This window comes from Cupriavidus necator, from assembly GCF_016127575.1.
Taxonomy (GTDB): Bacteria; Pseudomonadota; Gammaproteobacteria; order Burkholderiales; family Burkholderiaceae; genus Cupriavidus; species Cupriavidus necator_D.
In genome coordinates this window covers 1810674-1831629 of the sequence record NZ_CP066018.1, presented here as the reverse complement: position 1 = coordinate 1831629, position 20956 = coordinate 1810674, and the positions used below count along the sequence as shown (strand labels likewise).

34 protein-coding genes are annotated in these 20956 nt (G+C 63.6%); 1 reads left to right on the top strand and 33 read right to left on the bottom strand.

Annotated elements, in window-relative coordinates; translation table 11 throughout:
* The first annotated feature begins 16 nt into the window (after positions 1 to 16).
* Positions 17 to 1231, top strand: a complete 1215-nt coding sequence (locus I6H87_RS08540; protein ID WP_011616157.1) for a magnesium transporter CorA family protein — start codon at positions 17 to 19, stop codon at positions 1229 to 1231.
* Between the two features lie 24 nt (positions 1232 to 1255).
* Here I6H87_RS08540 and dsbD read toward each other — a convergent pair whose 3' ends face one another.
* The 33 genes from dsbD to I6H87_RS08375 form a co-directional block, all read right to left on the bottom strand.
* On the bottom strand, positions 1256 to 3154 hold the full coding sequence (dsbD, locus tag I6H87_RS08535) for a protein-disulfide reductase DsbD (protein WP_011616158.1): 1899 nt from the start codon (positions 3152 to 3154) through the stop codon (positions 1256 to 1258).
* A gap of 71 nt (positions 3155 to 3225) precedes the next feature.
* A complete protein-coding gene (gene cutA, locus I6H87_RS08530) occupies positions 3226 to 3603 on the bottom strand; it encodes a divalent-cation tolerance protein CutA (RefSeq protein ID WP_011616159.1) in 378 nt (125 codons plus the stop codon).
* Positions 3604 to 3723: 120 nt separating this feature from the next.
* Positions 3724 to 4119 (bottom strand): 50S ribosomal protein L17, encoded by a 396-nt coding sequence (gene rplQ / locus I6H87_RS08525; protein WP_010812373.1) that lies wholly within the window; start codon positions 4117 to 4119, stop codon positions 3724 to 3726.
* Positions 4120 to 4255: 136 nt separating this feature from the next.
* Positions 4256 to 5236 (bottom strand): DNA-directed RNA polymerase subunit alpha, encoded by a 981-nt coding sequence (locus tag I6H87_RS08520; protein ID WP_010812374.1) that lies wholly within the window; start codon positions 5234 to 5236, stop codon positions 4256 to 4258.
* Between the two features lie 167 nt (positions 5237 to 5403).
* Positions 5404 to 6027: a 30S ribosomal protein S4 gene (gene rpsD / locus I6H87_RS08515; RefSeq protein ID WP_010812375.1), complete on the bottom strand. Its 624-nt coding sequence runs from the start codon at positions 6025 to 6027 to the stop codon at positions 5404 to 5406.
* A 303-nt stretch (positions 6028 to 6330) separates the two neighbouring features.
* The gene (gene rpsK, locus I6H87_RS08510; RefSeq protein ID WP_010812376.1) at positions 6331 to 6729 is read right to left on the bottom strand and encodes a 30S ribosomal protein S11; all 399 of its coding nucleotides are present in this window, start codon (positions 6727 to 6729) and stop codon (positions 6331 to 6333) included.
* A 24-nt stretch (positions 6730 to 6753) separates the two neighbouring features.
* Positions 6754 to 7119 (bottom strand): 30S ribosomal protein S13, encoded by a 366-nt coding sequence (rpsM, locus tag I6H87_RS08505; protein WP_010812377.1) that lies wholly within the window; start codon positions 7117 to 7119, stop codon positions 6754 to 6756.
* 19 nt (positions 7120 to 7138) lie between these two features.
* Positions 7139 to 7255, bottom strand: a complete 117-nt coding sequence (gene rpmJ / locus I6H87_RS08500; RefSeq protein WP_008642959.1) for a 50S ribosomal protein L36 — start codon at positions 7253 to 7255, stop codon at positions 7139 to 7141.
* A 30-nt stretch (positions 7256 to 7285) separates the two neighbouring features.
* On the bottom strand, positions 7286 to 7504 hold the full coding sequence (gene infA, locus I6H87_RS08495) for a translation initiation factor IF-1 (protein WP_010812378.1): 219 nt from the start codon (positions 7502 to 7504) through the stop codon (positions 7286 to 7288).
* A gap of 23 nt (positions 7505 to 7527) precedes the next feature.
* Complete coding sequence (gene secY, locus I6H87_RS08490) at positions 7528 to 8871, bottom strand: preprotein translocase subunit SecY (RefSeq protein WP_010812379.1); 1344 nt, start codon at positions 8869 to 8871, stop codon at positions 7528 to 7530.
* 43 nt (positions 8872 to 8914) lie between these two features.
* Positions 8915 to 9349 carry a 50S ribosomal protein L15 gene (rplO, locus tag I6H87_RS08485; RefSeq protein ID WP_010812380.1) on the bottom strand — a complete coding sequence of 145 codons (435 nt, stop codon included), beginning with the start codon at positions 9347 to 9349 and terminating at the stop codon, positions 8915 to 8917.
* Positions 9350 to 9371: 22 nt separating this feature from the next.
* Positions 9372 to 9554 carry a 50S ribosomal protein L30 gene (gene rpmD / locus I6H87_RS08480; protein ID WP_010812381.1) on the bottom strand — a complete coding sequence of 61 codons (183 nt, stop codon included), beginning with the start codon at positions 9552 to 9554 and terminating at the stop codon, positions 9372 to 9374.
* Between the two features lie 10 nt (positions 9555 to 9564).
* Positions 9565 to 10083: a 30S ribosomal protein S5 gene (rpsE, locus tag I6H87_RS08475; RefSeq protein ID WP_006160449.1), complete on the bottom strand. Its 519-nt coding sequence runs from the start codon at positions 10081 to 10083 to the stop codon at positions 9565 to 9567.
* Between the two features lie 21 nt (positions 10084 to 10104).
* Positions 10105 to 10461 (bottom strand): 50S ribosomal protein L18, encoded by a 357-nt coding sequence (gene rplR / locus I6H87_RS08470; RefSeq protein WP_010812382.1) that lies wholly within the window; start codon positions 10459 to 10461, stop codon positions 10105 to 10107.
* Positions 10462 to 10472: 11 nt separating this feature from the next.
* On the bottom strand, positions 10473 to 11006 hold the full coding sequence (gene rplF, locus I6H87_RS08465; RefSeq protein WP_010812383.1) for a 50S ribosomal protein L6: 534 nt from the start codon (positions 11004 to 11006) through the stop codon (positions 10473 to 10475).
* A 10-nt stretch (positions 11007 to 11016) separates the two neighbouring features.
* On the bottom strand, positions 11017 to 11412 hold the full coding sequence (gene rpsH / locus I6H87_RS08460; RefSeq protein WP_010812384.1) for a 30S ribosomal protein S8: 396 nt from the start codon (positions 11410 to 11412) through the stop codon (positions 11017 to 11019).
* Between the two features lie 27 nt (positions 11413 to 11439).
* Positions 11440 to 11745 carry a 30S ribosomal protein S14 gene (rpsN, locus tag I6H87_RS08455; protein WP_010812385.1) on the bottom strand — a complete coding sequence of 102 codons (306 nt, stop codon included), beginning with the start codon at positions 11743 to 11745 and terminating at the stop codon, positions 11440 to 11442.
* 9 nt (positions 11746 to 11754) lie between these two features.
* Positions 11755 to 12297: a 50S ribosomal protein L5 gene (gene rplE, locus I6H87_RS08450; protein ID WP_010812386.1), complete on the bottom strand. Its 543-nt coding sequence runs from the start codon at positions 12295 to 12297 to the stop codon at positions 11755 to 11757.
* 25 nt (positions 12298 to 12322) lie between these two features.
* The gene (gene rplX / locus I6H87_RS08445; RefSeq protein WP_010812387.1) at positions 12323 to 12631 is read right to left on the bottom strand and encodes a 50S ribosomal protein L24; all 309 of its coding nucleotides are present in this window, start codon (positions 12629 to 12631) and stop codon (positions 12323 to 12325) included.
* 9 nt (positions 12632 to 12640) lie between these two features.
* On the bottom strand, positions 12641 to 13009 hold the full coding sequence (gene rplN, locus I6H87_RS08440) for a 50S ribosomal protein L14 (protein ID WP_010812388.1): 369 nt from the start codon (positions 13007 to 13009) through the stop codon (positions 12641 to 12643).
* A 279-nt stretch (positions 13010 to 13288) separates the two neighbouring features.
* On the bottom strand, positions 13289 to 13567 hold the full coding sequence (rpsQ, locus tag I6H87_RS08435) for a 30S ribosomal protein S17 (protein ID WP_010812389.1): 279 nt from the start codon (positions 13565 to 13567) through the stop codon (positions 13289 to 13291).
* Complete coding sequence (rpmC, locus tag I6H87_RS08430) at positions 13564 to 13758, bottom strand: 50S ribosomal protein L29 (protein WP_010812390.1); 195 nt, start codon at positions 13756 to 13758, stop codon at positions 13564 to 13566. The genes rpsQ and rpmC overlap by 4 nt, the downstream gene beginning before the upstream one ends.
* An 11-nt stretch (positions 13759 to 13769) precedes the next feature.
* A complete protein-coding gene (gene rplP, locus I6H87_RS08425) occupies positions 13770 to 14186 on the bottom strand; it encodes a 50S ribosomal protein L16 (protein WP_010812391.1) in 417 nt (138 codons plus the stop codon).
* 2 nt (positions 14187 to 14188) lie between these two features.
* Positions 14189 to 14986 carry a 30S ribosomal protein S3 gene (rpsC, locus tag I6H87_RS08420; protein WP_010812392.1) on the bottom strand — a complete coding sequence of 266 codons (798 nt, stop codon included), beginning with the start codon at positions 14984 to 14986 and terminating at the stop codon, positions 14189 to 14191.
* A gap of 9 nt (positions 14987 to 14995) precedes the next feature.
* On the bottom strand, positions 14996 to 15325 hold the full coding sequence (gene rplV / locus I6H87_RS08415; RefSeq protein WP_010812393.1) for a 50S ribosomal protein L22: 330 nt from the start codon (positions 15323 to 15325) through the stop codon (positions 14996 to 14998).
* Between the two features lie 9 nt (positions 15326 to 15334).
* On the bottom strand, positions 15335 to 15610 hold the full coding sequence (rpsS, locus tag I6H87_RS08410) for a 30S ribosomal protein S19 (RefSeq protein WP_010812394.1): 276 nt from the start codon (positions 15608 to 15610) through the stop codon (positions 15335 to 15337).
* Between the two features lie 22 nt (positions 15611 to 15632).
* Positions 15633 to 16463 (bottom strand): 50S ribosomal protein L2, encoded by an 831-nt coding sequence (gene rplB, locus I6H87_RS08405; RefSeq protein WP_010812395.1) that lies wholly within the window; start codon positions 16461 to 16463, stop codon positions 15633 to 15635.
* Between the two features lie 2 nt (positions 16464 to 16465).
* On the bottom strand, positions 16466 to 16780 hold the full coding sequence (gene rplW, locus I6H87_RS08400) for a 50S ribosomal protein L23 (protein ID WP_006576245.1): 315 nt from the start codon (positions 16778 to 16780) through the stop codon (positions 16466 to 16468).
* Positions 16777 to 17397: a 50S ribosomal protein L4 gene (gene rplD, locus I6H87_RS08395; RefSeq protein ID WP_010812396.1), complete on the bottom strand. Its 621-nt coding sequence runs from the start codon at positions 17395 to 17397 to the stop codon at positions 16777 to 16779. Before rplD ends, rplW begins: the two co-directional genes overlap by 4 nt.
* A gap of 12 nt (positions 17398 to 17409) precedes the next feature.
* Positions 17410 to 18060 carry a 50S ribosomal protein L3 gene (gene rplC, locus I6H87_RS08390; protein WP_010812397.1) on the bottom strand — a complete coding sequence of 217 codons (651 nt, stop codon included), beginning with the start codon at positions 18058 to 18060 and terminating at the stop codon, positions 17410 to 17412.
* Between the two features lie 299 nt (positions 18061 to 18359).
* On the bottom strand, positions 18360 to 18860 hold the full coding sequence (locus I6H87_RS08385) for a flavin reductase family protein (RefSeq protein ID WP_011616161.1): 501 nt from the start codon (positions 18858 to 18860) through the stop codon (positions 18360 to 18362).
* Between the two features lies 1 nt (position 18861).
* Entirely contained in the window at positions 18862 to 20103 is a 1242-nt protein-coding gene (locus I6H87_RS08380) for a styrene monooxygenase/indole monooxygenase family protein (RefSeq protein WP_011616162.1), read from the bottom strand.
* 33 nt (positions 20104 to 20136) lie between these two features.
* Entirely contained in the window at positions 20137 to 20925 is a 789-nt protein-coding gene (locus tag I6H87_RS08375; RefSeq protein WP_010812400.1) for an SDR family oxidoreductase, read from the bottom strand.
* Between the last annotated feature and the right edge of the window lie 31 nt (positions 20926 to 20956).

Here is a 20956-nt window from a genome sequence, read left to right as displayed (position 1 = left end):
AACCGACAGAGCGCCTATGGAACTGCTAGGCTTCTCGGCCAGCCAGGTACACCCGCTCGCCTCGCTCACCGAGGCGGGCAACTTCCTCGGCAGCAATGCCGCGTCGCTGTTCGTCTGGGCGGATTTCTCCACAGAAGAAGTCACCGCCGCGCCGGATGTCTGGCGCGAGAGCGTGCGCCAGCTTGCCGGCGCGCCGATCCTGGACCTGCACCTGGCCGACGCCACCAATGCCGCGCATCCGTCGTATTTCGACACGACCAATGCGTACGACATGGTGATCTTCCGCAAGCTCACCTTCGAGACCAGCCGCGCCATCGCCGAGGCCGAGCCGCAGGACCCTGTGGCCGGAACGGCGAAGCCGTCCGCTGCCGAGTCCGCCGCCCGCCAGAAGCGCTATCCGCCCGGCTTCCTCCCGGCACTGGCCAAGATCGACACCCAGCCGGTCACGTTTTTCGTGTTCGACACGGTGCTGGTCACGGTGCGCTCGGGGCAATCGCGCACCGTTGACCAGGTGCGCCAGCGTCTGATCGAGCTATGCCAGGCACCACGCCCGCAGGCCACGCCCGTGCGTGGCAATGGCCAGCCGCTGCTGCACGGCGTGCGCCCGCCCAGCCGGCCCGAGGACCTGATGCTGCGCCTGCTCAATGCGATGGTCGACCGTTACCTGGAACTGCGCGCGCCGCTGACGCGCCAGCTCGACCGCTGGCAGCGCGCGCTGCTCAATTCGCGCCGCAGCTTCTCAAGCTGGGAGGGACTGCTGGATGCCCGCATCCAGCTGCGCAAGCTGGAGCACCTGAGCGAAGAGCAACGCGACGCGCTGCAGGAATTCCGCGACAGCCTGCTCGACAACCGCTTCAGCAGCGACCAGCCCGGCGGCCCGGCCAATGCGCCGGGGCGTGACGAGGTGCTGCTGGTGCGCATCAACGACGTGATGGAGCATATCCAGCGCGTGCTGGCGCACGCGCGCCGGCTGGAGGATTCGATCGAGTCGGCGGTGCAGATCCACTTCTCCGCGGTGGCGCACCGGACCAACCGCACCATGCGCGCGCTGACGCTGATCACGGCGCTGTTCATGCCGCTGACGCTGATCACCGGTGTCTTCGGCATGAACTTCGACCGCATGCCCTGGCTGCGCGAGCCGCACGGGTTCTGGTGGTCGATCGGCCTGATGGGCGCCGTGGCGCTGGGGCTGGCCGCGCTGTGGGCGCTGGGGCGGCGGCTGGAACGGTAGCCACCGCGCAGCACTAGGTACGCGTCAGGTGCTGGTACGCGTGCCGAAGGCCCGCTCCAGGCTTTCCAGGAAGCGGTTGGCCGACTGGTAGCCGATCACGCGCACCGGGCGCTCGCGCCCGTCAGGCCCGAACAGGATGATGCCGGGCGGCCCGAACAGGCCGAAGCGCTTGAGCAGCGCCTTGTCGTCGGCATTGTTGGCGGTCACGTCCGCCTGCAGCAGCACGATCTCGGACAGCCGCGCGCGCACGCGCGGATCGACGAAGGTCATGCGCTCCATTTCCTTGCAGCTGACGCACCAGTCGGCGTAGAAATCCAGCAGCACCGGCTTGCCTGCGGCGGCGGCCTGCGCCACGCGGGCATCGAGCTCGGCCACGCTGCGCACGCGCTCGAAGCGCACCGCCTGTGCGCCGGCAGCGGCTTCCGCGCCACCGCGTGCCACGCTCAGGTGCGACAGCGGCTGCAGCGGATCGCGCCCGCCCGAGGCCACGCCAATCAGCACGATCGCCGCTGCGATCGCAAACAGCACGCCCACGCCCTTGCCCACCCGCGCCAGGTTGCGCGGATCCGGGCCCAGGCCGTCAAAGGCGCCCAGGAACACCGCCGCCACCAGCAGCAGCGCCGCCAGCGCCAGCATCGAGGCCCAGGCCGGCAGCACCGGCCCCAGCATCCACAGCGCCACGCCCAGCAGCAGGAAGCCGAAGAAGCGCTTGGTGACCTCCATCCAGCGCCCGGCCCGCGGCAGCAGGTTGCCCGCGCCCACGCCCACCAGCACCAGCGGCACGCCCATGCCGAGCGCCATGGCGAACAGCGCCGCGCCGCCGATCACGGCGTCGCGGGATTGCGCGATATAGGCCAGCGCCCCGGCCAGCGGCGCGGTGACGCAGGGCCCGACGATCAGCGCCGAGATCGCGCCCATTGCCGCCGCACCCGCCACCTGGCCGCCCTGGCGGCGGTGCGACGATTCGGTCAGGCGGGTCTGCCAGCGCTGCGGCAGTTGCAGCTCGTACAGCCCGAACATCGACAGCGCCAGGGCCACCATCAGCGCTGCGAACAGGCCCAGCACCCACGGTGTCTGCAGCGCGGCCGACAGGCCCTCGCCCAGCAGCCCGGCAGCCACGCCGACCGCGGTGTACACCACCGCCATGCCCAGCACGTAGGCCAGCGACACCACCAGCGCACGGCCGCGCGTGACGTGCTCGCCCACCACGATCGAGGACAGGATCGGCACCATCGGCAGCACGCATGGAGTGAACGTCAGCAGCAGGCCCAGGCCGAAGAACAGTGCGGCGATCAGGGCCAGGTTGCGGCTCGCCAGCGCGCCGGCGATGCGGTCGCTGTCGTCGGCGCGCAGCACCGCGGGGGCGGCTGGCGCAGGGGCAGGCACGGCCGCCGGCGCATCCGAGCGCCCGCGCTTGCCGAACAGGTCGGCCAGCCCGCTGCCGCCGACCTTGTACACGCTCTCCATCGGCGGATAGCACAGGCCCTTGTCGGCGCAGCCCTGCGAGGTGACCGTCAGCGACCACTTGCCGTCGGCCGGCGCCGCCTCCACCGGCACGCGGATGACCACGCTGTCGCGGTAGGTCTCCATCTCCTTGCCGAAGGTCTCGTCGAACTTGACCTTGCCCGGCGGATACGCCGGCATTCCCAGCTTCACGTCGGCGGGTTGCGCGGCAAAGGCGAAGCGCTCGCGGTACATGTAGTAGCCGGGGGCAACCTCGAAGCGCACCTCGACAGTCTTGTCGTCAAGCTGGCTCGCGGCGAAGCGGAAGGCCTGCTCCGGCGGCAGGAAGTCGTCTTCGGTGGCGGCATGCGCGCCGCCCGCCAGGCACACCCAGGCCAATGCCGCCAGCAGCGCTGCGGCAATATGCCGCGCCCAGACCTGCCCGCGCGCGCGCTCCGGAAGTGCCAAACCGATTGTCATCTCGCTGTTTCCTGTCTGTCTTGAACTGGGGGGGCGGCGTACCTGCTGCTGCGCTGCGGGCGCGGTTGCCCCTACTTTGCCGGCCCTGAGGCGGTCTCGCTGCTGACCCAGGCCAGGTACGGCGCGTAACCGGCCGTCACCGGCCACGCTATGAGTTCCGGCACGTCGTAGGGGTGATGTTGCCGGATCACGGCCTCCAGCGCAGCGTAACGTGCACGCGTGGTCTTGATCAGCAGCGGCCACTCCTGCGCGCGCTCCAGCTTGCCCTGCCACCAGTACTCGGACTCGACCGGCGCCAGGCGGTTCACGCAGGCGGCGGCGCGCGCCTCCAGCACTACCTGCGACAGGTGCGCCGCGGTCTCGGCATCTGGAGTATTGGTGATCACGACGATCACCTCGGCCGGATCGCCCGGGGCGCCGGCATCCGGCTGGCTGGCATGGCTTTGCATCGACATCTCCTTGCGGCAGGCACGGCGGCGGCCCAAAAACAAAAGAGCCAGGCAGATGCCTGGCTCGATTGTAAGCGGTGTGCCCGTACCCGTCGCCGCAGCGGCGGGCGGGAAACTACCTTATTCCGCGGCTTCTTCAGCCGGGGCTTCGGTGATTTCCGGACGATCCACCAGTTCGACCAGCGCCATCGGCGCATTGTCACCCTGACGGAAACCGAACTTCAGGATGCGGGTGTAGCCGCCCGGACGGGTGGCGTAGCGCGGGCCCAGTTCGGTGAACAGCTTGGTGACCATGTCGCGGTCGCGCAGACGGGCGAAAGCCAGGCGGCGGTTGGCAACGGTGTCCTTCTTGGCCAGCGTGATCAGCGGCTCGACAACCTTGCGCAGTTCCTTGGCCTTGGGCACGGTGGTCTTGATCAGCTCGTGCTGGAACAGCGAGTTGGACATGTTGCGCAGCATCGCGAGACGGTGCGACGAGGTGCGGTTCAGTTTCCGCAGACCATGACGGTGACGCATGATGATTCCTTTCAGTTAAGTGTTTGACCAGCTCTTCTATCGTCCGATGCGGCTGGACGCGGGCCGGTAGTCATACGAGTCCTGGCACGAAGCCAGGGCGGTTACCGCGGTGCGGGACCAATGCCCCGCGCCACAATTACTTCTCCAGACCTGCGGGCGGCCAGTTCTCGAGCTTCATGCCAAGGGTCAGGCCACGCGATGCGAGGACTTCCTTGATCTCGTTGAGCGACTTGCGACCCAGGTTCGGGGTCTTGAGCAGTTCGTTCTCGGTACGCTGGATCAGGTCGCCGATGTAGTAGATGTTCTCGGCCTTCAGGCAGTTGGCCGAACGCACCGTCAGCTCCAGGTCGTCGACCGGGCGCAGCAGGATCGGATCGATCTGCGGCGTGCGGCTCGATGCAGCCTCGGCTGCCGACTCGGTGCCTTCCAGCGCGGCGAACACGGACAGCTGGTCGACCAGGATGCGGGCCGACTGGCGGATCGCTTCCTCGGGCGAGATCACGCCGTCGGTTTCGATGTTCATCACCAGCTTGTCCAGGTCGGTACGCTGTTCCACGCGAGCGGATTCAACCGCGTACGAGACGCGGCGCACCGGCGAGAACGAAGCGTCCAGCACGATGCGGCCGATGACCTTGCCCGACTCGTCGCCGAACTTGCGCACGTTGCCCGGCACATAGCCGCGGCCTTGCTCGACCTTGATCTGCATGTCCAGCTTGCCGCCGGCGGACAGATGGGCGATCACGTGGTTCGGGTTGATGATCTCGACGTCGTGCGGCAGCTCGATATCGGCAGCCGTGACCACGCCTTCGCCATCCTTGCGCAGCGACACCGTGACTTCGTCGCGGTTGTGCAGCTTGAACACCACGCCCTTCAGATTGAGCAGCAGGTTGACGACGTCTTCCTGCACGCCGTCGATGGTGGAATACTCGTGGACCACCCCAGCGATCGTGACTTCGGTCGGTGCATAGCCGACCATCGACGACAGCAGCACGCGACGCAGGGCGTTACCGAGCGTATGGCCGTAGCCGCGCTCGAACGGCTCCATCACGACTTTGGCGTGATGGTCGCCCAGAGGCTCGACGGCGATGATTTTTGGCTTGAGGAGTGCTGTTTGCATTAGGTTGTCCTTTTCAATACCCTCGGCTCGTTACACCGATAAGGCTGACGTTTGGAACCTGAAAATCCCATCGCGAGATGGGCGAAGCCCGACCGCGCGTACAGCGCGTCGGGCTGGAAGGGAAGCTTTGCGGCGAACGCAAGCTCTGGGCCGTTCCGCTCGCGTGATTAACGCGAGTACAGTTCGACGATCAGGCTTTCGTTGATGTCGCCCGAGATATCGGCGCGATCCGGCACTTGCTTGAAGGTACCTTCGAACTTCTTCGAATCCACCGCCACCCAGGTCGGGAAGCCCGACTGCTCGGCCAGCGACAGCGCTTCAGCGATACGGACTTGCTTCTTCGACTGTTCGCGGATGGTGACGACGTCGCCAGACTTGATCTGGGCCGACGGCACGTTCAGGGTCTGACCGTTCACCAGGATCGCCTTGTGCGACACCAGCTGGCGCGCTTCAGCGCGGGTCGAGCCAAAGCCCATGCGGTACACAACGTTGTCCAGGCGCGATTCCAGCAGTTGCAGCAGGTTTTCGCCGGTGTTGCCCTTGCGGCGGTCGGCTTCGGCGAAGTAGCGGCGGAACTGGCGCTCGAGCACACCATAGATGCGCTTGACCTTCTGCTTTTCACGCAGCTGGTTGCCGTAGTCGGAGGTGCGTGCACCCGAGGTGCGGCCGTGCTGGCCCGGCTTGCTGTCCAGCTTGCACTTGTCGGCGAGCGAGCGACGGGCGCTCTTCAGGAACAGGTCGGTGCCTTCACGGCGGGAAAGTTTGGCCTTCGGGCCGGTATAACGTGCCACGTTGTCTTCCTTTGATCGATCGCGACGCCTTCAAGACGCGCCGCGAGTCCGTCAACGCAGTACTTCCGCAGTGCAATTCTGCACCCGGGGAGACCGTGACGGACGGTGGGCTTATTAAGCGCGCCCCGTTGCCGGGTACGACGCTGCAAGCATTTACAGTGCGCCGGCATGGGAATGTGCCGCAAGAGACACTCCCTCGACGCAAAACGAAAACCTGCCGCATTAAAATGCAGCAGGTCAACGCGCGATACTACCATATCCGAAACCGGCAGGTAAACCCACCGGGCCCGGACACACCAACGCTCAGATGCGGCGGCGCTTCGGCGGACGGCAGCCGTTGTGCGGAATCGGCGTGACGTCTTCGATGATCGCGATCTTGATGCCCAGCGCGTTCAGCGCGCGGACAGCCGATTCACGACCCGGGCCGGGGCCCTTGATGCGCACTTCCAGGTTCTTGATGCCCTGGTCTTGCGCCACGCGACCGGCGTTCTCGGCAGCAACCTGGGCAGCGAACGGGGTCGACTTGCGCGAACCCTTGAAGCCCTGGCCACCGGCGGTCGCCCACGACAGGGCGTTGCCCTGGCGGTCGGTGATCGTGATGATGGTGTTGTTGAACGAGGCGTGGACGTGCGCAATGCCGTCGGCAACGTTCTTCTTGACCTTTTTACGCGCGCGAGCGGCGTTATTCGGACCTTTTGCCATTAGTTTCTTCCTCTGCCTTCGGCTTTACTTCTTCAGAGCCACGCCGGCCTTGCGCGGACCCTTGCGGGTGCGGGCATTGGTCCGGGTACGCTGACCGCGCATGGGCAGGCCCTTGCGGTGACGCATGCCACGATAGCAACCAAGGTCCATCAGACGCTTGATGTTCATCGTGGTTTCACGACGCAGGTCACCCTCGACCGTGACCTTGCCCACTTCGTCACGAAGCTTTTCCAGGTCGGCGTCGGTCAGATCCTTGACCTTCTTGTCAAACGGTACACCGGTGGCCTCGCAAATCTTGCGAGCGCGCGAGCGGCCGACACCATAAATGGCCGTCAGGCCGATTTCGGTGTGCTTGTGGTTCGGGATGTTAACCCCTGCGATACGTGCCATTCGTCAATCCTCTTTCCGATTAGCCTTGGCGTTGCTTGTGGCGGGGATCCGACGAGCAGATCACGCGCACGACACCGTTGCGCTTGATGATTTTGCAGTTGCGGCAAATGCGCTTAACAGAAGCCAGCACTTTCATAATTTTCCTCTTCCTTCAATTCCTGTTCGCTCACTTCGTCCGGAAGACGATTCGTGCGCGCGACAGATCATATGGGGTCAGCTCGACCGTCACCTTGTCACCCGGAAGAATCCGGATGTAGTTCATTCGCATCTTGCCGGAGATATGGCCCAGTACTACATGGCCATTTTCCAACTTGACCCGGAACGTCGCATTGGGAAGGTTTTCCAGGACCTCCCCCTGCATCTGGATGACGTCGTCTTTTGCCATACCTAGCCTGTACCGATCCGAAGTCAGCGCAAGGTCAGATTGCCCTTGAAATTCGCCTTCTTCAGCAGCGACTCATATTGCTGCGACATCACGTAAGACTGAACCTGAGCCATGAAGTCCATCGTGACGACCACGATGATCAGCAGCGAGGTTCCGCCAAAGTAGAACGGAACGTTCCACCGCAGCACCAGGAATTCCGGCAACAGGCAGACCAGTGTGATATAGACCGCACCAGCCAGCGTCAGGCGCACCAGAATCTTGTCGATATAGCGCGTCGTCTGCTCGCCTGGACGAATGCCCGGAATGAAGGCACCGCTTTTCTTCAGGTTGTCTGCCACTTCACGGCTGTTGTACACCAGGGCCGTGTAGAAGAAGCAGAAAAATACAATCGCAGCAGCGTACAGCAGGATGTAGACCGGCTGGCCCGGCGACAGCGTGGCAGCCAGGTCCTTGATGAACCCGCCAACCGAGCCCGTCGCATCGGACGTGAACCAGCCCGCGATCGTCGCCGGGAACAGGATGATCGACGATGCGAAGATCGGCGGAATCACCCCTGCCATGTTCAGCTTCAGCGGCAGGTGCGACGACTGGCCGCCGTACACCTTGTTGCCGACCTGACGCTTGGCATAGTTCACCAGGATCTTGCGCTGGCCTCGCTCGACGAACACCACGGCGAAGGTCACACCGATCACGATCGCCACGATGAAGATCGCCGCGATGATGCTCATGGAACCCGTGCGGACCAGTTCGAACAGTCCGCCGATCGCGTTGGGCAGGCCCGCCGCGATACCGCCGAAGATGATGATCGAGATGCCGTTGCCCAGACCACGCTCGGTGATCTGCTCACCCAGCCACATCAGGAACATCGTGCCGGTCACCAGCGTAATCACTGCCGTGGCCCGGAACATCAGGCCCGGATCCAGCACCAGCCCAGGCTGCGACTCCAGCGCCACCGCAATCGACAGCGCCTGGAACGTGGCCAGGACCACGGTGCCGTAGCGCGTGTACTGCGTGATCTTGCGTTGCCCTGCCTGCCCTTCCTTCTTCAGCGCCTCCAGCTGCGGCAGCACGATCGTCAGCAACTGCATGATGATCGACGCCGAGATGTACGGCATGATGCCGAGCGCGAAGACGGTAAAGCGCGACAGCGCCCCGCCCGAGAACAGGTTGAACATCCCGAGGATGCCACCCGACTGACTCTGGAAAAGCTTCGCAAGCTGCTCCGGATCGATACCGGGCACCGGAATATGAGCGCCGATGCGGTACACGATCAGGGCCAGCACCAGGAACATCAGCCGGCGCTTGAGGTCGCCGTACTTCGCCGTGTTCCTGGCTTGCGCGCTTGCATTGGGTTTCGCCGTGGCCAAACGATGCTCCGACTATAACTGCCTATGCTGCGATAAATGCCTGTCAGGCTGCGATCTGGCCGCCGGCGGCTTCGATCGCGGCCTTGGCGCCAGCGGTGGCGCCCAGACCCTTGATCGTCACCTTGCGGGTCAGTTCGCCAGCCTTGATGACCTTGGCGCTCTTGACCAGCTCGCCCACCAGGCCAGCTTGCTTCAGGACCAGCAGGTCGACTTCGGCCGCTTCCAGGCGCTCGATGTCACGCAGCGTGACTTCGGCGTTGAACGCCTTGGTCAGCGAGGTGAAGCCGCGCTTGGGCAGGCGACGATACAGCGGCATTTGACCGCCTTCGAAGCCCACCTTGTGGAAGCCGCCCGAACGCGACTTCTGACCCTTGTGACCGCGACCGGCAGTCTTGCCAAGGCCGGAGCCGATACCGCGACCGACGCGACGCTTGGCGTGCTTCGAACCGGCGGCCGGTTTCAGGTTGTTCAGTTGCATCTTGCTCTCCGAGTTCCCGGTATCAGGCCAGAACCTTGACCAGGTACGAGACCTTGTTGATCATGCCGCGCACAGCGGGCGTGTCCTGCAGCTCCGACACCGAGTTGATGCGGCGCAGGCCCAGGCCACGAACAGTGGCGCGATGATCCTCGCGCGTGCCGATCAGGCTGCGCACGAGTTGCACTTTTACGGTTTTCTGCGACATTGCGTTCACCTTAACCCAGGATGTCTTCGACCGACTTGCCACGCTTTGCGGCGATTTCGCCCGGCGTGCTCATCTTCTGAAGGCCGTCCAGCGTGGCACGAACCATGTTGTACGGGTTGGTGGAGCCGTGCGACTTGGTCACCACGTTGGTGACGCCCATCACTTCGAAGATCGCGCGCATCGGGCCGCCGGCGATCACGCCGGTACCTTCCTTGGCGGGCATCATCAGCACCTTGGCGGCGCCGTGCTTGCCAACGACTTCATGTTGCAGCGTGCCGTTCTTCAGCGAGACCTTGACCATCTTGCGACGGGCTTCGTCCATTGCCTTCTGAACAGCAACCGGCACTTCCTTAGCCTTGCCCTTGCCCATGCCGATGCGGCCATCGCCGTCACCAACCACGGTCAGCGCAGCGAAACCGAGAATCCGGCCACCCTTCACCACCTTGGTGACGCGGTTGACCGAGATCATCTTCTCGCGGAGGCCGTCGTCGCGTTCGTCCTGTTGGACTTTTGCTTGCATCTTTGCCATGACGTATCTCTCTCTATGCGCTTAGAACTTCAGGCCGGCTTCGCGGGCGGCGTCTGCCAGGGCCTTGACGCGGCCATGGAAACGGAAGCCGGCGCGATCGAACGCGACAGTTTCCACGCCGGCAGCCTTCGCCTTCTCGGCGATGCGCTTGCCAACCACGGTGGCGGCAGCGGCGGTAGCGCCCTTGCCATCCAGTTCCTTGCGCACTTCCACCTCGGCGGTCGACGCGGAAGCCAGCACCTTGGTGCCGCACTCCGAGAAAACCTGGGCGTAAATATGCGAATTCGTACGGAACACGGTCAGACGATTGACTTTCATCTCCGCGATCTTGGCGCGGGTCTGACGTGCACGGCGCAAACGAGCGTCTTTCTTGTTCATCATTGCACCCCTTACTTCTTCTTGGTTTCCTTCAGGATGACGCGCTCGTCCGAGTAACGCACACCCTTGCCCTTGTAGGGCTCAGGCGGGCGGTACGCGCGGACTTCCGCGGCAACCTGACCGACTTTCTGCTTGTCCGCACCCTTGATGATGATCTCGGTCTGCGTCGGCGTTTCCGCCTTCACGCCTTCCGGCATCTCATGGATCACGTCGTGCGAGAAACCAAGCTGGAGCTTCAGCGCAGCGCCTTGCAGCTGGGCACGATAGCCCACGCCGACGAGGTTCAGCTTGCGCTCGAAACCGGTGGTTACGCCCTTGACCATGTTGGCCACCAGAGCACGCATGGTGCCCTGCAGAGCGTTTGCTTCACGCGATTCGTCAGCCGGGCTGAAGGTCAGCGTGTCGTTCTCGACATTGACCTTGACCAGGCTGTGAATCGGCTGCGACAGCGTACCGAGCGGGCCCTTTACGGAGAGCACGCCAGCCGCCACGTTCACTTCCGCGCCCTTGGGGAGCGCGATGGGAGCCTTACCTACACGGGACATGGTTCTCTCCTTAAGCGACGTAGCAGAGAACTTCGCCGCCCACGCCAGTGGCGCGAGCCTTGCGGTCGGTCATCAGACCCTGCGGGGTCGAAATGATCGCCACACCCAGGCCGTTCATCACTTGCGGGATGTCGCTGCGGCCCTTGTACACGCGCAGGCCGGGCTTCGAGACGCGCTCAATGCGCTCGATGACCGGACGGCCGGCGTAGTACTTGAGACCGATGCTCAGTTGTGCCTTGCCGCCATCTTCCTGGACGGCGTAGTCGTCGATGTAGCCTTCGTCCTTCAGGACCTTGGCGATTGCCACTTTCAGCTTCGACGACGGCATGACAACCGACGCTTTCTGCACGCCCTGGGCGTTGCGGATGCGCGTCAGCATATCGGCGATAGGATCGCTCATGCTCATACTGTTTCTCCTGTAGCCTGTGCGTAATTACCAGCTGGCTTTCGTCAGACCCGGGATTTCGCCCTTGAAGGCGATTTCGCGGATCTTGTTACGCGCCAGGCCAAACTTGCGGAAGGTACCGCGGGGACGACCGGTGATCGCGCAGCGGTTACGCTGGCGAGTCGGGTTCGCGTTGCGCGGGAGCTGTTGCAGCTCGAGACGCGCGCTGTAACGCTCTTCTTCCGACTTCTCTTGGTCATCGATAATGGCCTTGAGGTTGGCGCGCTTGGCGGCATACTTCGCCACCAGCTTGGCGCGCTTCTTCTCACGTTCAATCAGAGCCAGTTTAGCCACGGTTACCCCTTAATTGCGGAACGGGAACTTGAACGCACCGAGGAGTGCCTTGGCTTCCTCGTCGTTCTTTGCCGTCGTCGTGATGCTGATGTTCAGACCACGCAGTGCGTCGATCTTGTCGTACTCGATTTCGGGGAAAATGATCTGCTCTTTCACACCGATGTTGTAGTTGCCACGACCGTCGAACGACCGGCCCGACACACCACGGAAGTCACGCACGCGCGGCAGGGCCACGGTAACGAAACGATCGAGGAATTCGAACATGCGCTCGCCGCGCAGGGTCACCATCGCACCGATGGGGTAGCCCTGACGGATCTTGAAGCCGGCGATAGCCTTCTTGGCCTTCGTCACGACCGGCTTCTGACCGGCGATCTTGGTCAGGTCGCCGACGGCGTTCTCAATGATCTTCTTGTCATTGATGGCTTCGCCAAGACCCATGTTCAGGGTGATCTTGGTGATGCGCGGCACTTCCATGACCGACTTGTAGCCGAACTGTTCGATCAGCTTCGGCACAACCTGTTCTTTGTAAAACTCTTGCAGACGTGCTGCCATGCTCAACTCCTATACGTGCCCAGAATCAAGCTGCCACGACGGCGCCGGTGGTCTTCAGCACGCGCACGCGCTTGCCGTCTTCCACCTTGATGCCGACGCGCGACGGCTTGCCATTGGCATCCACGAGCGCAACGTTGGAAATATGCAGGGGCATGACCTTGTCGACCACACCACCGGTAGTGCCCAGCATCGGGTTCGGGCGGGCATGCTTCTTGGCGATGTTCACGCCTTGCACCGCAACCTTGTCACCCAGGACGGCTTGCACGGTACCGCGCTTGCCCTTGTCCTTGCCGGTCAGCACAATGACTTCGTCGCCTTTGCGAATCTTGTTCATGGCGGCTCCTTACAGCACTTCCGGAGCGAGCGACACGATCTTCATGAAGCGCTCGGTACGGAGTTCACGAGTCACCGGCCCGAAGATACGGGTGCCGATCGGCTCGAGCTTGTTGTTCAGCAGGACGGCGGCGTTGCCGTCGAACTTGATCAGCGAACCGTCAGCGCGGCGCACGCCCTTGGCGGTACGCACGACGACGGCGTTGTAGATGTCGCCCTTCTTCACGCGACCGCGCGGCGCTGCGTCCTTGACGGTCACCTTGATGATGTCGCCAACGCTTGCGTAGCGGCGCTTGGAGCCACCCAGCACCTTGATGCACAGCACTTCGCGCGCACCAGTGTTATCGGCTACTTCGAGCCGGCTTTCTGTCTGAATCATGGTGTTTGTCTTCCCAACTTAATCCGTCAGGTGCAAAAAGCGCCCATCGGTCAGTCTTGGTCCCGTCGGCTCCGGCATTGCGCCAGCTCCGTATGGGTTGATCAACTTTGAAGTCGGTAGGAACCACGCGATCTCAACTATTTGTTGAGGGCGCTCGGTCCTGGCTCGCTTCACAGGCCCGCCCGGGTGGTAATGCAAAGGCGAACGCAACAAAGCGGAAGTCCAGGATTATAGCTACATAATCCTGGACTTGCAAGTCAAGCTAAGAACGTGTTGTTCTTAGATGACGCGTGCAGCCTCTACCAGCCGGGAAACCACCCAGGACTTGGTCCGCGACAGCGGACGGCCTTCCTGGATCTCGACCTTGTCGCCTTCCTTGTACTGGTTGGCTTCGTCGTGTGCGTGGTACTTCTTCGAACGCAGCACGTACTTGCCGTACAGAGGATGCTTGACGCGGTTTTCCACCAAGACCGTAACGGTCTTGTCCATCTTGTCGCTCACGACACGGCCGACCAGGGTACGGCGAAGCGACTTTTCCGTTTGTGCAGCTTCAGTCATTTCGCGTTTGCCTTTTGAGTCAGCACGGTTTGCACACGCGCGATGTCCTTGCGAACCTTCTTCAGCTGGCTGGTGTTCTGCAGCTGTTGGGTCGCCTTTTGCATGCGCAGGCTAAATTGGGCCTTCAGCAGCTCGGAGAGCTCCTGGTTCAGCCCGGCGGCGTCCTTGCCGCGAAGTTCGGATGCTTTCATCCCTGCTCTCCTTACGTCCCGACCTGGCGCACCACGAAATTGGTGGCGATCGGCAGCTTGGCGGCCGCGAGGCGGAACGCCTCACGTGCCAGGTCTTCGCTCACGCCATCCATTTCGTACAGCATCTTACCCGGCTGGATTTCAGCCACGTAGTACTCCGGATTGCCCTTACCGTTACCCATACGGACTTCGGCAGGCTTCTTCGAGATCGGCTTGTCCGGGAAAATCCGGATCCAGATGCGGCCGCCACGCTTGATGTGGCGGGTCATCGCACGACGTGCCGACTCGATCTGACGAGCGGTCAGGCGGCCACGGCCCATGGCCTTCAGGCCGAATTCGCCGAAAGACACGGCGTTACCACGGGTAGCCTTACCCGTGTTGCGGCCTTTCTGCTCCTTGCGGTATTTTCTGCGCTTAGGTTGCAGCATCGTTATTCTCCACTCTTCGCATCTGCGCCAGGCGCAGCGCGGCGACCGGCACCGGCACCGCCGCGGCGGTTGCCACCCGGACGGCCTTCGCCTTCACGGCGGCGGCCTTCCGGACGACCCGGGCGACGACGACGGTCGTCCTGCGGCTCTTCCACCACCGGCGCGTCGTTGCGGCCGAGGTGATCACCCTTGTAGACCCACACCTTGACACCGATGATGCCGTAGGTGGTTTCTGCTTCGGAGAAGCCGTAGTCGATGTCGGCGCGCAGGGTGTGCAGGGGCACACGGCCTTCGCGGTACCACTCGGTACGTGCGATTTCGATACCGTTCAGACGGCCGGCGCTCATGATCTTGATACCCTGGGCGCCCAGGCGCATCGCGTTCTGCATGGCGCGCTTCATGGCGCGGCGGAACATGATGCGGCGCTCGAGCTGCTGGGTGATCGAATCGGCGATCAGCTGAGCATCGGTTTCCGGCTTGCGGATTTCCTCGATGTTCACGTGCACGGGCACGCCCATGCGACGCTGCAGTTCAGCCTTGAGCAGTTCGATATCCTCACCCTTTTTGCCGATCACCACGCCCGGACGCGAGCTGTAAATGGTGATGCGTGCATTGCGGGCGGGGCGCTCGATCACGACGCGGCCAACCGATGCGTTCTTCAGCTTCTTCTTCAGGAAGTCTCGAACTTCAATGTCTTCCTTCAGCATGCCGGCGAACTTCGTGTTGCTGGCGTACCAGCGCGAAGCCCAGTTACGGCTGACAGCCAGGCGGAAGCCAGTCGGATGAATCTTCTGTCCCATCGTGACTCCTTAGTTGCCGAGCGTCACAGTGATGTGACAGGTTTGTTTCTCGATGCGGTTGCCGCGGCCCTTCGCCCGTGCGGTGAAGCGCTTGAGCGAGGTTGCCTTGTCGACGAAGATCGATTTGACCTTCAGTTCGTCGATGTCGGCGCCTTCGTTGTGCTCAGCGTTGGCGATGGCCGATTCGACCACCTTCTTCACGATCCCGGCAGCCTTTTTCGGGCTGAACGTCAGGACATTGAGCGCGCGCTCGATCGGCAGACCACGGATCTGGTCAGCGACCAGGCGCGTCTTCTGGGCGGAGATGCGGGCACCGCGATGAATCGCTTTCACTTCCATGATGGCACCTTACCTCTTCGCTTTCTTGTCAGCCGCGTGGCCCTTGAACGTGCGGGTAATCGCAAATTCACCGAGCTTGTGGCCAACCATGTTTTCCGTAACGTACACCGGCACGTGTTGACGGCCGTTGTGAACGGCGATCGTCAGGCCAATGAACTCCGGCAGAATGGTCGAGCGACGCGACCAAGTCTTGATGGGCTTCTTGTCCTTGCCGCTCGATGCGACTTCCACCTTCTTCAGCAGGTGGGCGTCGCAGAACGGACCCTTTTTAGCGGAACGAGTCATATCTTTAGCTCCTACCTACCGATTAACGCTTGTGGCGCTTCTGGACGATCATGCTGTCCGTGCGCTTGTTGCTGCGGGTACGGTAACCCTTGGCCGGGGTACCCCACGGCGAAACCGGATCGCGACCAGCAGCGGTCTTGCCTTCACCACCACCGTGCGGGTGGTCGACCGGGTTCATCACGACACCACGGACCGTCGGGCGGATACCGCGCCAGCGGGTCGCACCGGCCTTGCCGATGACGCGCAGGCTGTGCTCTTCGTTGCCCACTTCACCGATGGTGGCGCGGCACTCGATGTGCACGCGGCGCACTTCACCGGAGCGCAGGCGAACCTGGGCGTACAGGCCTTCACGAGCCAGCAGCACGGCGGAACCGCCGGCGGCACGTGCGATCTGCGAACCCTTGCCAGGCAGCATTTCCACGTTGTTGATCGTGGTACCGACCGGAATGTTGCGGATCGGCAAGTTGTTACCGGCCTTGATCGGCGCTTCCGAGCCGTTCATCAGCGGTTGGCCGGCAACCATGCCCTTGGTGGCGATGATGTAGCGGCGCTCGCCGTCGGCGAACAGCACCAGCGCGATATTGGCGCTGCGGTTCGGATCGTATTCCAGGCGCTCGACGCGGGCGGGGATGCCGTCCTTGTCGTTGCGCTTGAAGTCGACCACGCGGTAGTGGTGCTTATGACCACCGCCCTTGTGGCGGGTGGTGATATGACCGTTGTTGTTACGGCCCGACTTCTGGAATTGCTTTTCCAGCAGCGGAGCGTGCGGGGCGCCCTTGTGAAGGTCCTTGTTGACCACCTTCACCATCGAGCGACGACCCGGGGAAGTCGGCTTGGTCTTGACGAGTGCCATGATTACTTGGCCTCCGCTTCAAAATTGATTTCCTGACCCGGCTTCAGCGAAACGTAGGCCTTCTTCACGTGGTTGCGACGCCCCATGAAACGGCCAAAACGCTTCTGCTTGCCCTTCTGGTTCAGGATCTGAACGGACTGCACCTCGACCTTGAACAGCAGTTCGACGGCGGCCTTCACTTCTGCCTTGTTGGCATCGCGGGCCACTTCGAACACGACCTGTTCATTCTTGTCGGCGACCAGGGTTGCCTTTTCGGAAACCACCGGCGCGAGCAGCACCTGCATCAAACGATGATCGTTCTTGGCTACTTGCGTCATTTCAGCAACTCCTCGATCTGCGCGACGGCTGCCTTGGTCACCAGCACCTTCTTGTAGTGCACGAGCGACAGCGGATCAGCCTGGCGCGGCTCGACAACTGCCACGTGCGGCAGGTTGCGCGAAGCCAGGTAGAGGTTTTCGTCGAGGCTGTCGGTGATGATCAGCACCGAGTCCAGGCCCATGGCCTTGAACTTGTCGGCCAAGAGCTTGGTCTTGGGCGCGTCGACAGTGAAACCGTCCACCACGTTGATACGACCTTCACGTGCGAGCTGCGAGTAAATCGAGCGCATGCCGGCACGGAACATCTTCTTGTTGACCTTCTGGGTGAAGTTCTCTTCCGGCGAATTCGGGAAGATACGGCCGCCCCCGCGCCACAGCGGCGAGGAAGACATACCGGCACGAGCACGGCCCGTACCCTTCTGGCGCCACGGCTTCTTGGTCGTGTGCTTGACCTCTTCACGATCCTTCTGCTTACGGTTACCGCTGCGAGCGTTGGCCTGGTAAGCGACGACGATCTGGTGAACGAGGGCTTCGTTGTAGTCACGGCCGAACACTTCGGGCGAAGCGTCAACGCCCGCGCCGATCTGGCCATTGTCCTGGAGGAGCTTGAGTTCCATTACATGCGCTCCTTAAGCTTTGGCTTTGGCCTTGACGGCCGGGGTAACGATGACCTTGCCGTTCTTGGAGCCGGGGATGGCGCCCTTGACCAGCAGCAGCTTGCGCTCTGCGTCGATCTTGGCGATTTCCAGGTTCTGCACGGTGCGGGTGACATCGCCCAGGTGACCGGTCATGCGCTTGCCCGGGAACACGCGGCCCGGATCCTGCGCCATACCGATCGAGCCCGGCACGTTGTGCGAGCGCGAGTTACCGTGGGTGGCACGGCCGGAGGCGAAGTGATAGCGCTTGATGGTACCGGCGTAGCCCTTACCGATGGTCACGCCCTGCACGTCGATCTTCTGACCGACTTCGAACAGGTCGACCGACAGCGAACCGCCAGCTTGCAGTTCGGCAGCCTTGGCTGCATCGATACGGAATTCGCGGATGATTTCGCCGGCTTCCACGCCGGCTTTGGCGAGATGACCCGCCAGCGGCTTGGTAACGCGGCTTGCGCGTCGTGCGCCGAAGGTGACTTGAACCGCGGTATAACCGTCGGTCTCGTCCGTCTTGATTTGCGTCACGCGGTTGTCGCCGACCTCGACCACGGTAACGGGAATTGCTTCACCGTCGTCCGTGAAAATACGGGTCATGCCAACCTTGCGACCTACAAGGCCAAGGCTCATGGTTTGCTCCATTCCCAGCTGCGATTGGCCGGGGCTGATTGATACACGAAAACTGTGTTTGCTGTGGGCTTGCGCTAAAGAAGACTGCGCGCGGCCAAAGTGGCCAGCCCACTACCCGAGGAAACGGGTAGCCTTACACTATATCGCAGCGGTTTGGAAAGGGCAATATGAATTGCGGATTCGCCTGCAGTGTTGTAGGCAGGCGTGCCGCAGTAGTGGCGCTTGCGTGACTTGGGGTGTGGTGTGGAGGCGACGGGCGGTAGTTGAAGTGCCGCGAAGCGCATCCGGGAGATGGTTGCTCAGGCGGCGAGGCGCACGAAATCGCCGCCATAGAATACCAGCGGTTCGCCCTCCCCTGCCTCGTATGCCTCGACGGCGCCGACGATCAGCAGATGATCGCCTACCGGGTCGGCCCGCTCCACGCGGCAGGCCAGGGTCGCCAGTGCTTCGTCCAGGTAGGGCACGCCGCGCTCGCAGCGCCCGTGGGCGACGCCCGCGAACTTGTCCGCCACCGGCGTGGCGAAGCGGCGCGCCAGTTCGCCATGGCCGGCGCGCAGGATGCTGACGCCGAAAGGCGCGCCGGGCACGAACAGGCCCGCATTCGGCGAGTGCAGCGCCAGGCTCCACAGGATCAGCGGCGGCGCCAGCGACAGCGAGGCAAACGAGTTCACCGTCAAGCCGACGGGCCGGCCCTGCGCCCCGCAGGCGCCGATGACGGCCACGCCGGTGGCATAGCGGCCGCAAACCCGGCGCAGTTCGCGGGGATCATGGACGGAAGTGGCGGGCGTGGCGGCGTGCATGTCAGGCGGCCTCGGCGACGTACTGGTTGATCAGCTGGTGGCAAGCCTGTGGATCCAGCCACCACGGGAAATAGTCCGGCGGATTGTCGAAACCGTTGGCGATGCGCGCGGCCAGTGCCGGCGCCTGCCCCGCGGCGCCCAGCAGCGCCAGGATATGCGGCGGCGGCGGGGTCAGCAGCGAGTTGGTCCACGCCACCACGTCGCCCGCGTACTGCCAGTACTGGTCGAAGGTGCGCTCCATCCAGTCCTGGTCGAAGGGCTGGTCGCCGCGTGCCAGGATCGCATCGAGATAGACCTTGCAGCATTTGGCTGCGTTGTTCGAACCCTGCCCCGTGATCGGGTCGTTGACCACCACGGCATCGGCCATGCCGAACACCAGCCGCCCGGACGGCAGCGTCAGCACCGGCTTGCGCACCGTTGGCGCGAAGCGTCCGGCAAGGATGCCGTTGTCGTCGGTCAGCGCGACCCGCTCACAGCGCTCGGCCTCCCATGGCAGGTAGGTCTGCAGGATGCGCTGGCTTTCCGCCAGGTGCTGCGCCGGCGTGCGCGCCTCGGCCCAACGGTCCATCGGGCCGCCCGGGATGCCTTCGAACACCATGATCTCGCACGGCCCCGACAGCGTCAGCGCGGGGAAGACGAAGTATTCACCCACGCCCGGGATCAGGTTGAAGCAAACCCGCGAGAACGGCGTGCGCGGCTGCATGCCGGTCACATATGTCAGCGCCAGCGCGCGCTGCGGCTTGTCGAACGGGCTGCGGGAGGCATCGCGCTCGAAGCGGCTGACGATCTCGCCCTTGCCGGCCGCCAGCAGCACCAGGTCATGCTCGCGGGTCAGGTCCTCCAGTTCATCCGGGCCGACATCGGCGATGCGCAGGTCGCCGCCGCGTGCAACGAAGGCCTCCATCCACGCGGGCATCTTCAGGCGCTGGTCCACCGCCTGTGCCGGGCGGTCCAGCGGCGCGGCCCAGTCGATCGCGCGGGCACTGGCCTGCTCGGGATGCGGCACGGCCAGGCCGATGCCCTCCACCGGCGGGCAGGCATCGTCCCACCAGTTCAGCCCGAGCTCGCGCTCGGCCTGCAGCGCGCGGTCGAACATGCACTGGCTGGACATGACTTTCCCGCCGCGGATCTGCTCGGGGGTCCGGTTGGACAGCAGCGTGACCCGGTAGCCGTTGGCTTGCAGCCCGAGGGCCATTTGCAGGCCCGACTGGCCAGCTCCGACGATGGCGATGCGTTGGCTCATGACGTTTTCTCCTGAAGGATCGTTCGGCGGCGTTCAGCCGGCCAGCTTGCCGATGGCGGGCACGTTCTGCTCCGGCCCCATGGCGGAATAGCCGCCGTCGACGGCATAGTCGGCACCGGTGACGAAGCTGGCATGGTCGGAACAGAGGAAGAGCACCACCTGGGCCACCTCGTCGGGCTCGCCGACGCGGCCCAGCAGGTGGAACGGCGCGGCCACCGCATCGGTGCGGGCACGGTTGCCGCCGCTGACCTCGTCCATCAGCCGGCACCAGGTCCAGCCTGGCGACACCGCGTTGACGCGGATGCGGTCCGGCGCCAGGTCCATCGCCATGCTGCGCGTCAGCTGCGCGATGGCGGCTTTCGACACCGGGTAGAGCCAGCGCCCGGTCTGCGCCACGTTGGCAGAGATGCTGGTGAAATTGACGATCGCACCGCCGCCGCGCGCCCGCATATGCGGGTGCACCGCCTGCGCCAGCATCACGCCCGACACCACGTTGACGTCGAGCGCCGCCAGCCAGTCGGCACGATTCGAGCGGAAGCCGTCATCGAGATAGGTGCAGGCCAGGTTGACCAGGCAGTCCACGCCGCCAAAGCGCTGCACCACCTGCGCCACGGCATCGCGAACCTGCTCGTCACGCGTGATGTCGGTGGCGATGAAGAGCGCGTTCGCCCCCAGCTGCGCGGCCACGCGCTCGCCGTTGGCGGCATCGATGTCGAAGATCGCCACGCGCGCGCCGGCCTCGACAAAGGCCCGCGCCACGCCGGCGCCGATCAGCGTGGCGCCGCCGGTGACAATGGCCACCTTGCCCTGCAGTCCTTTCATGCTTGTCTCCTGTGCCGGCAACAGCCGGCGA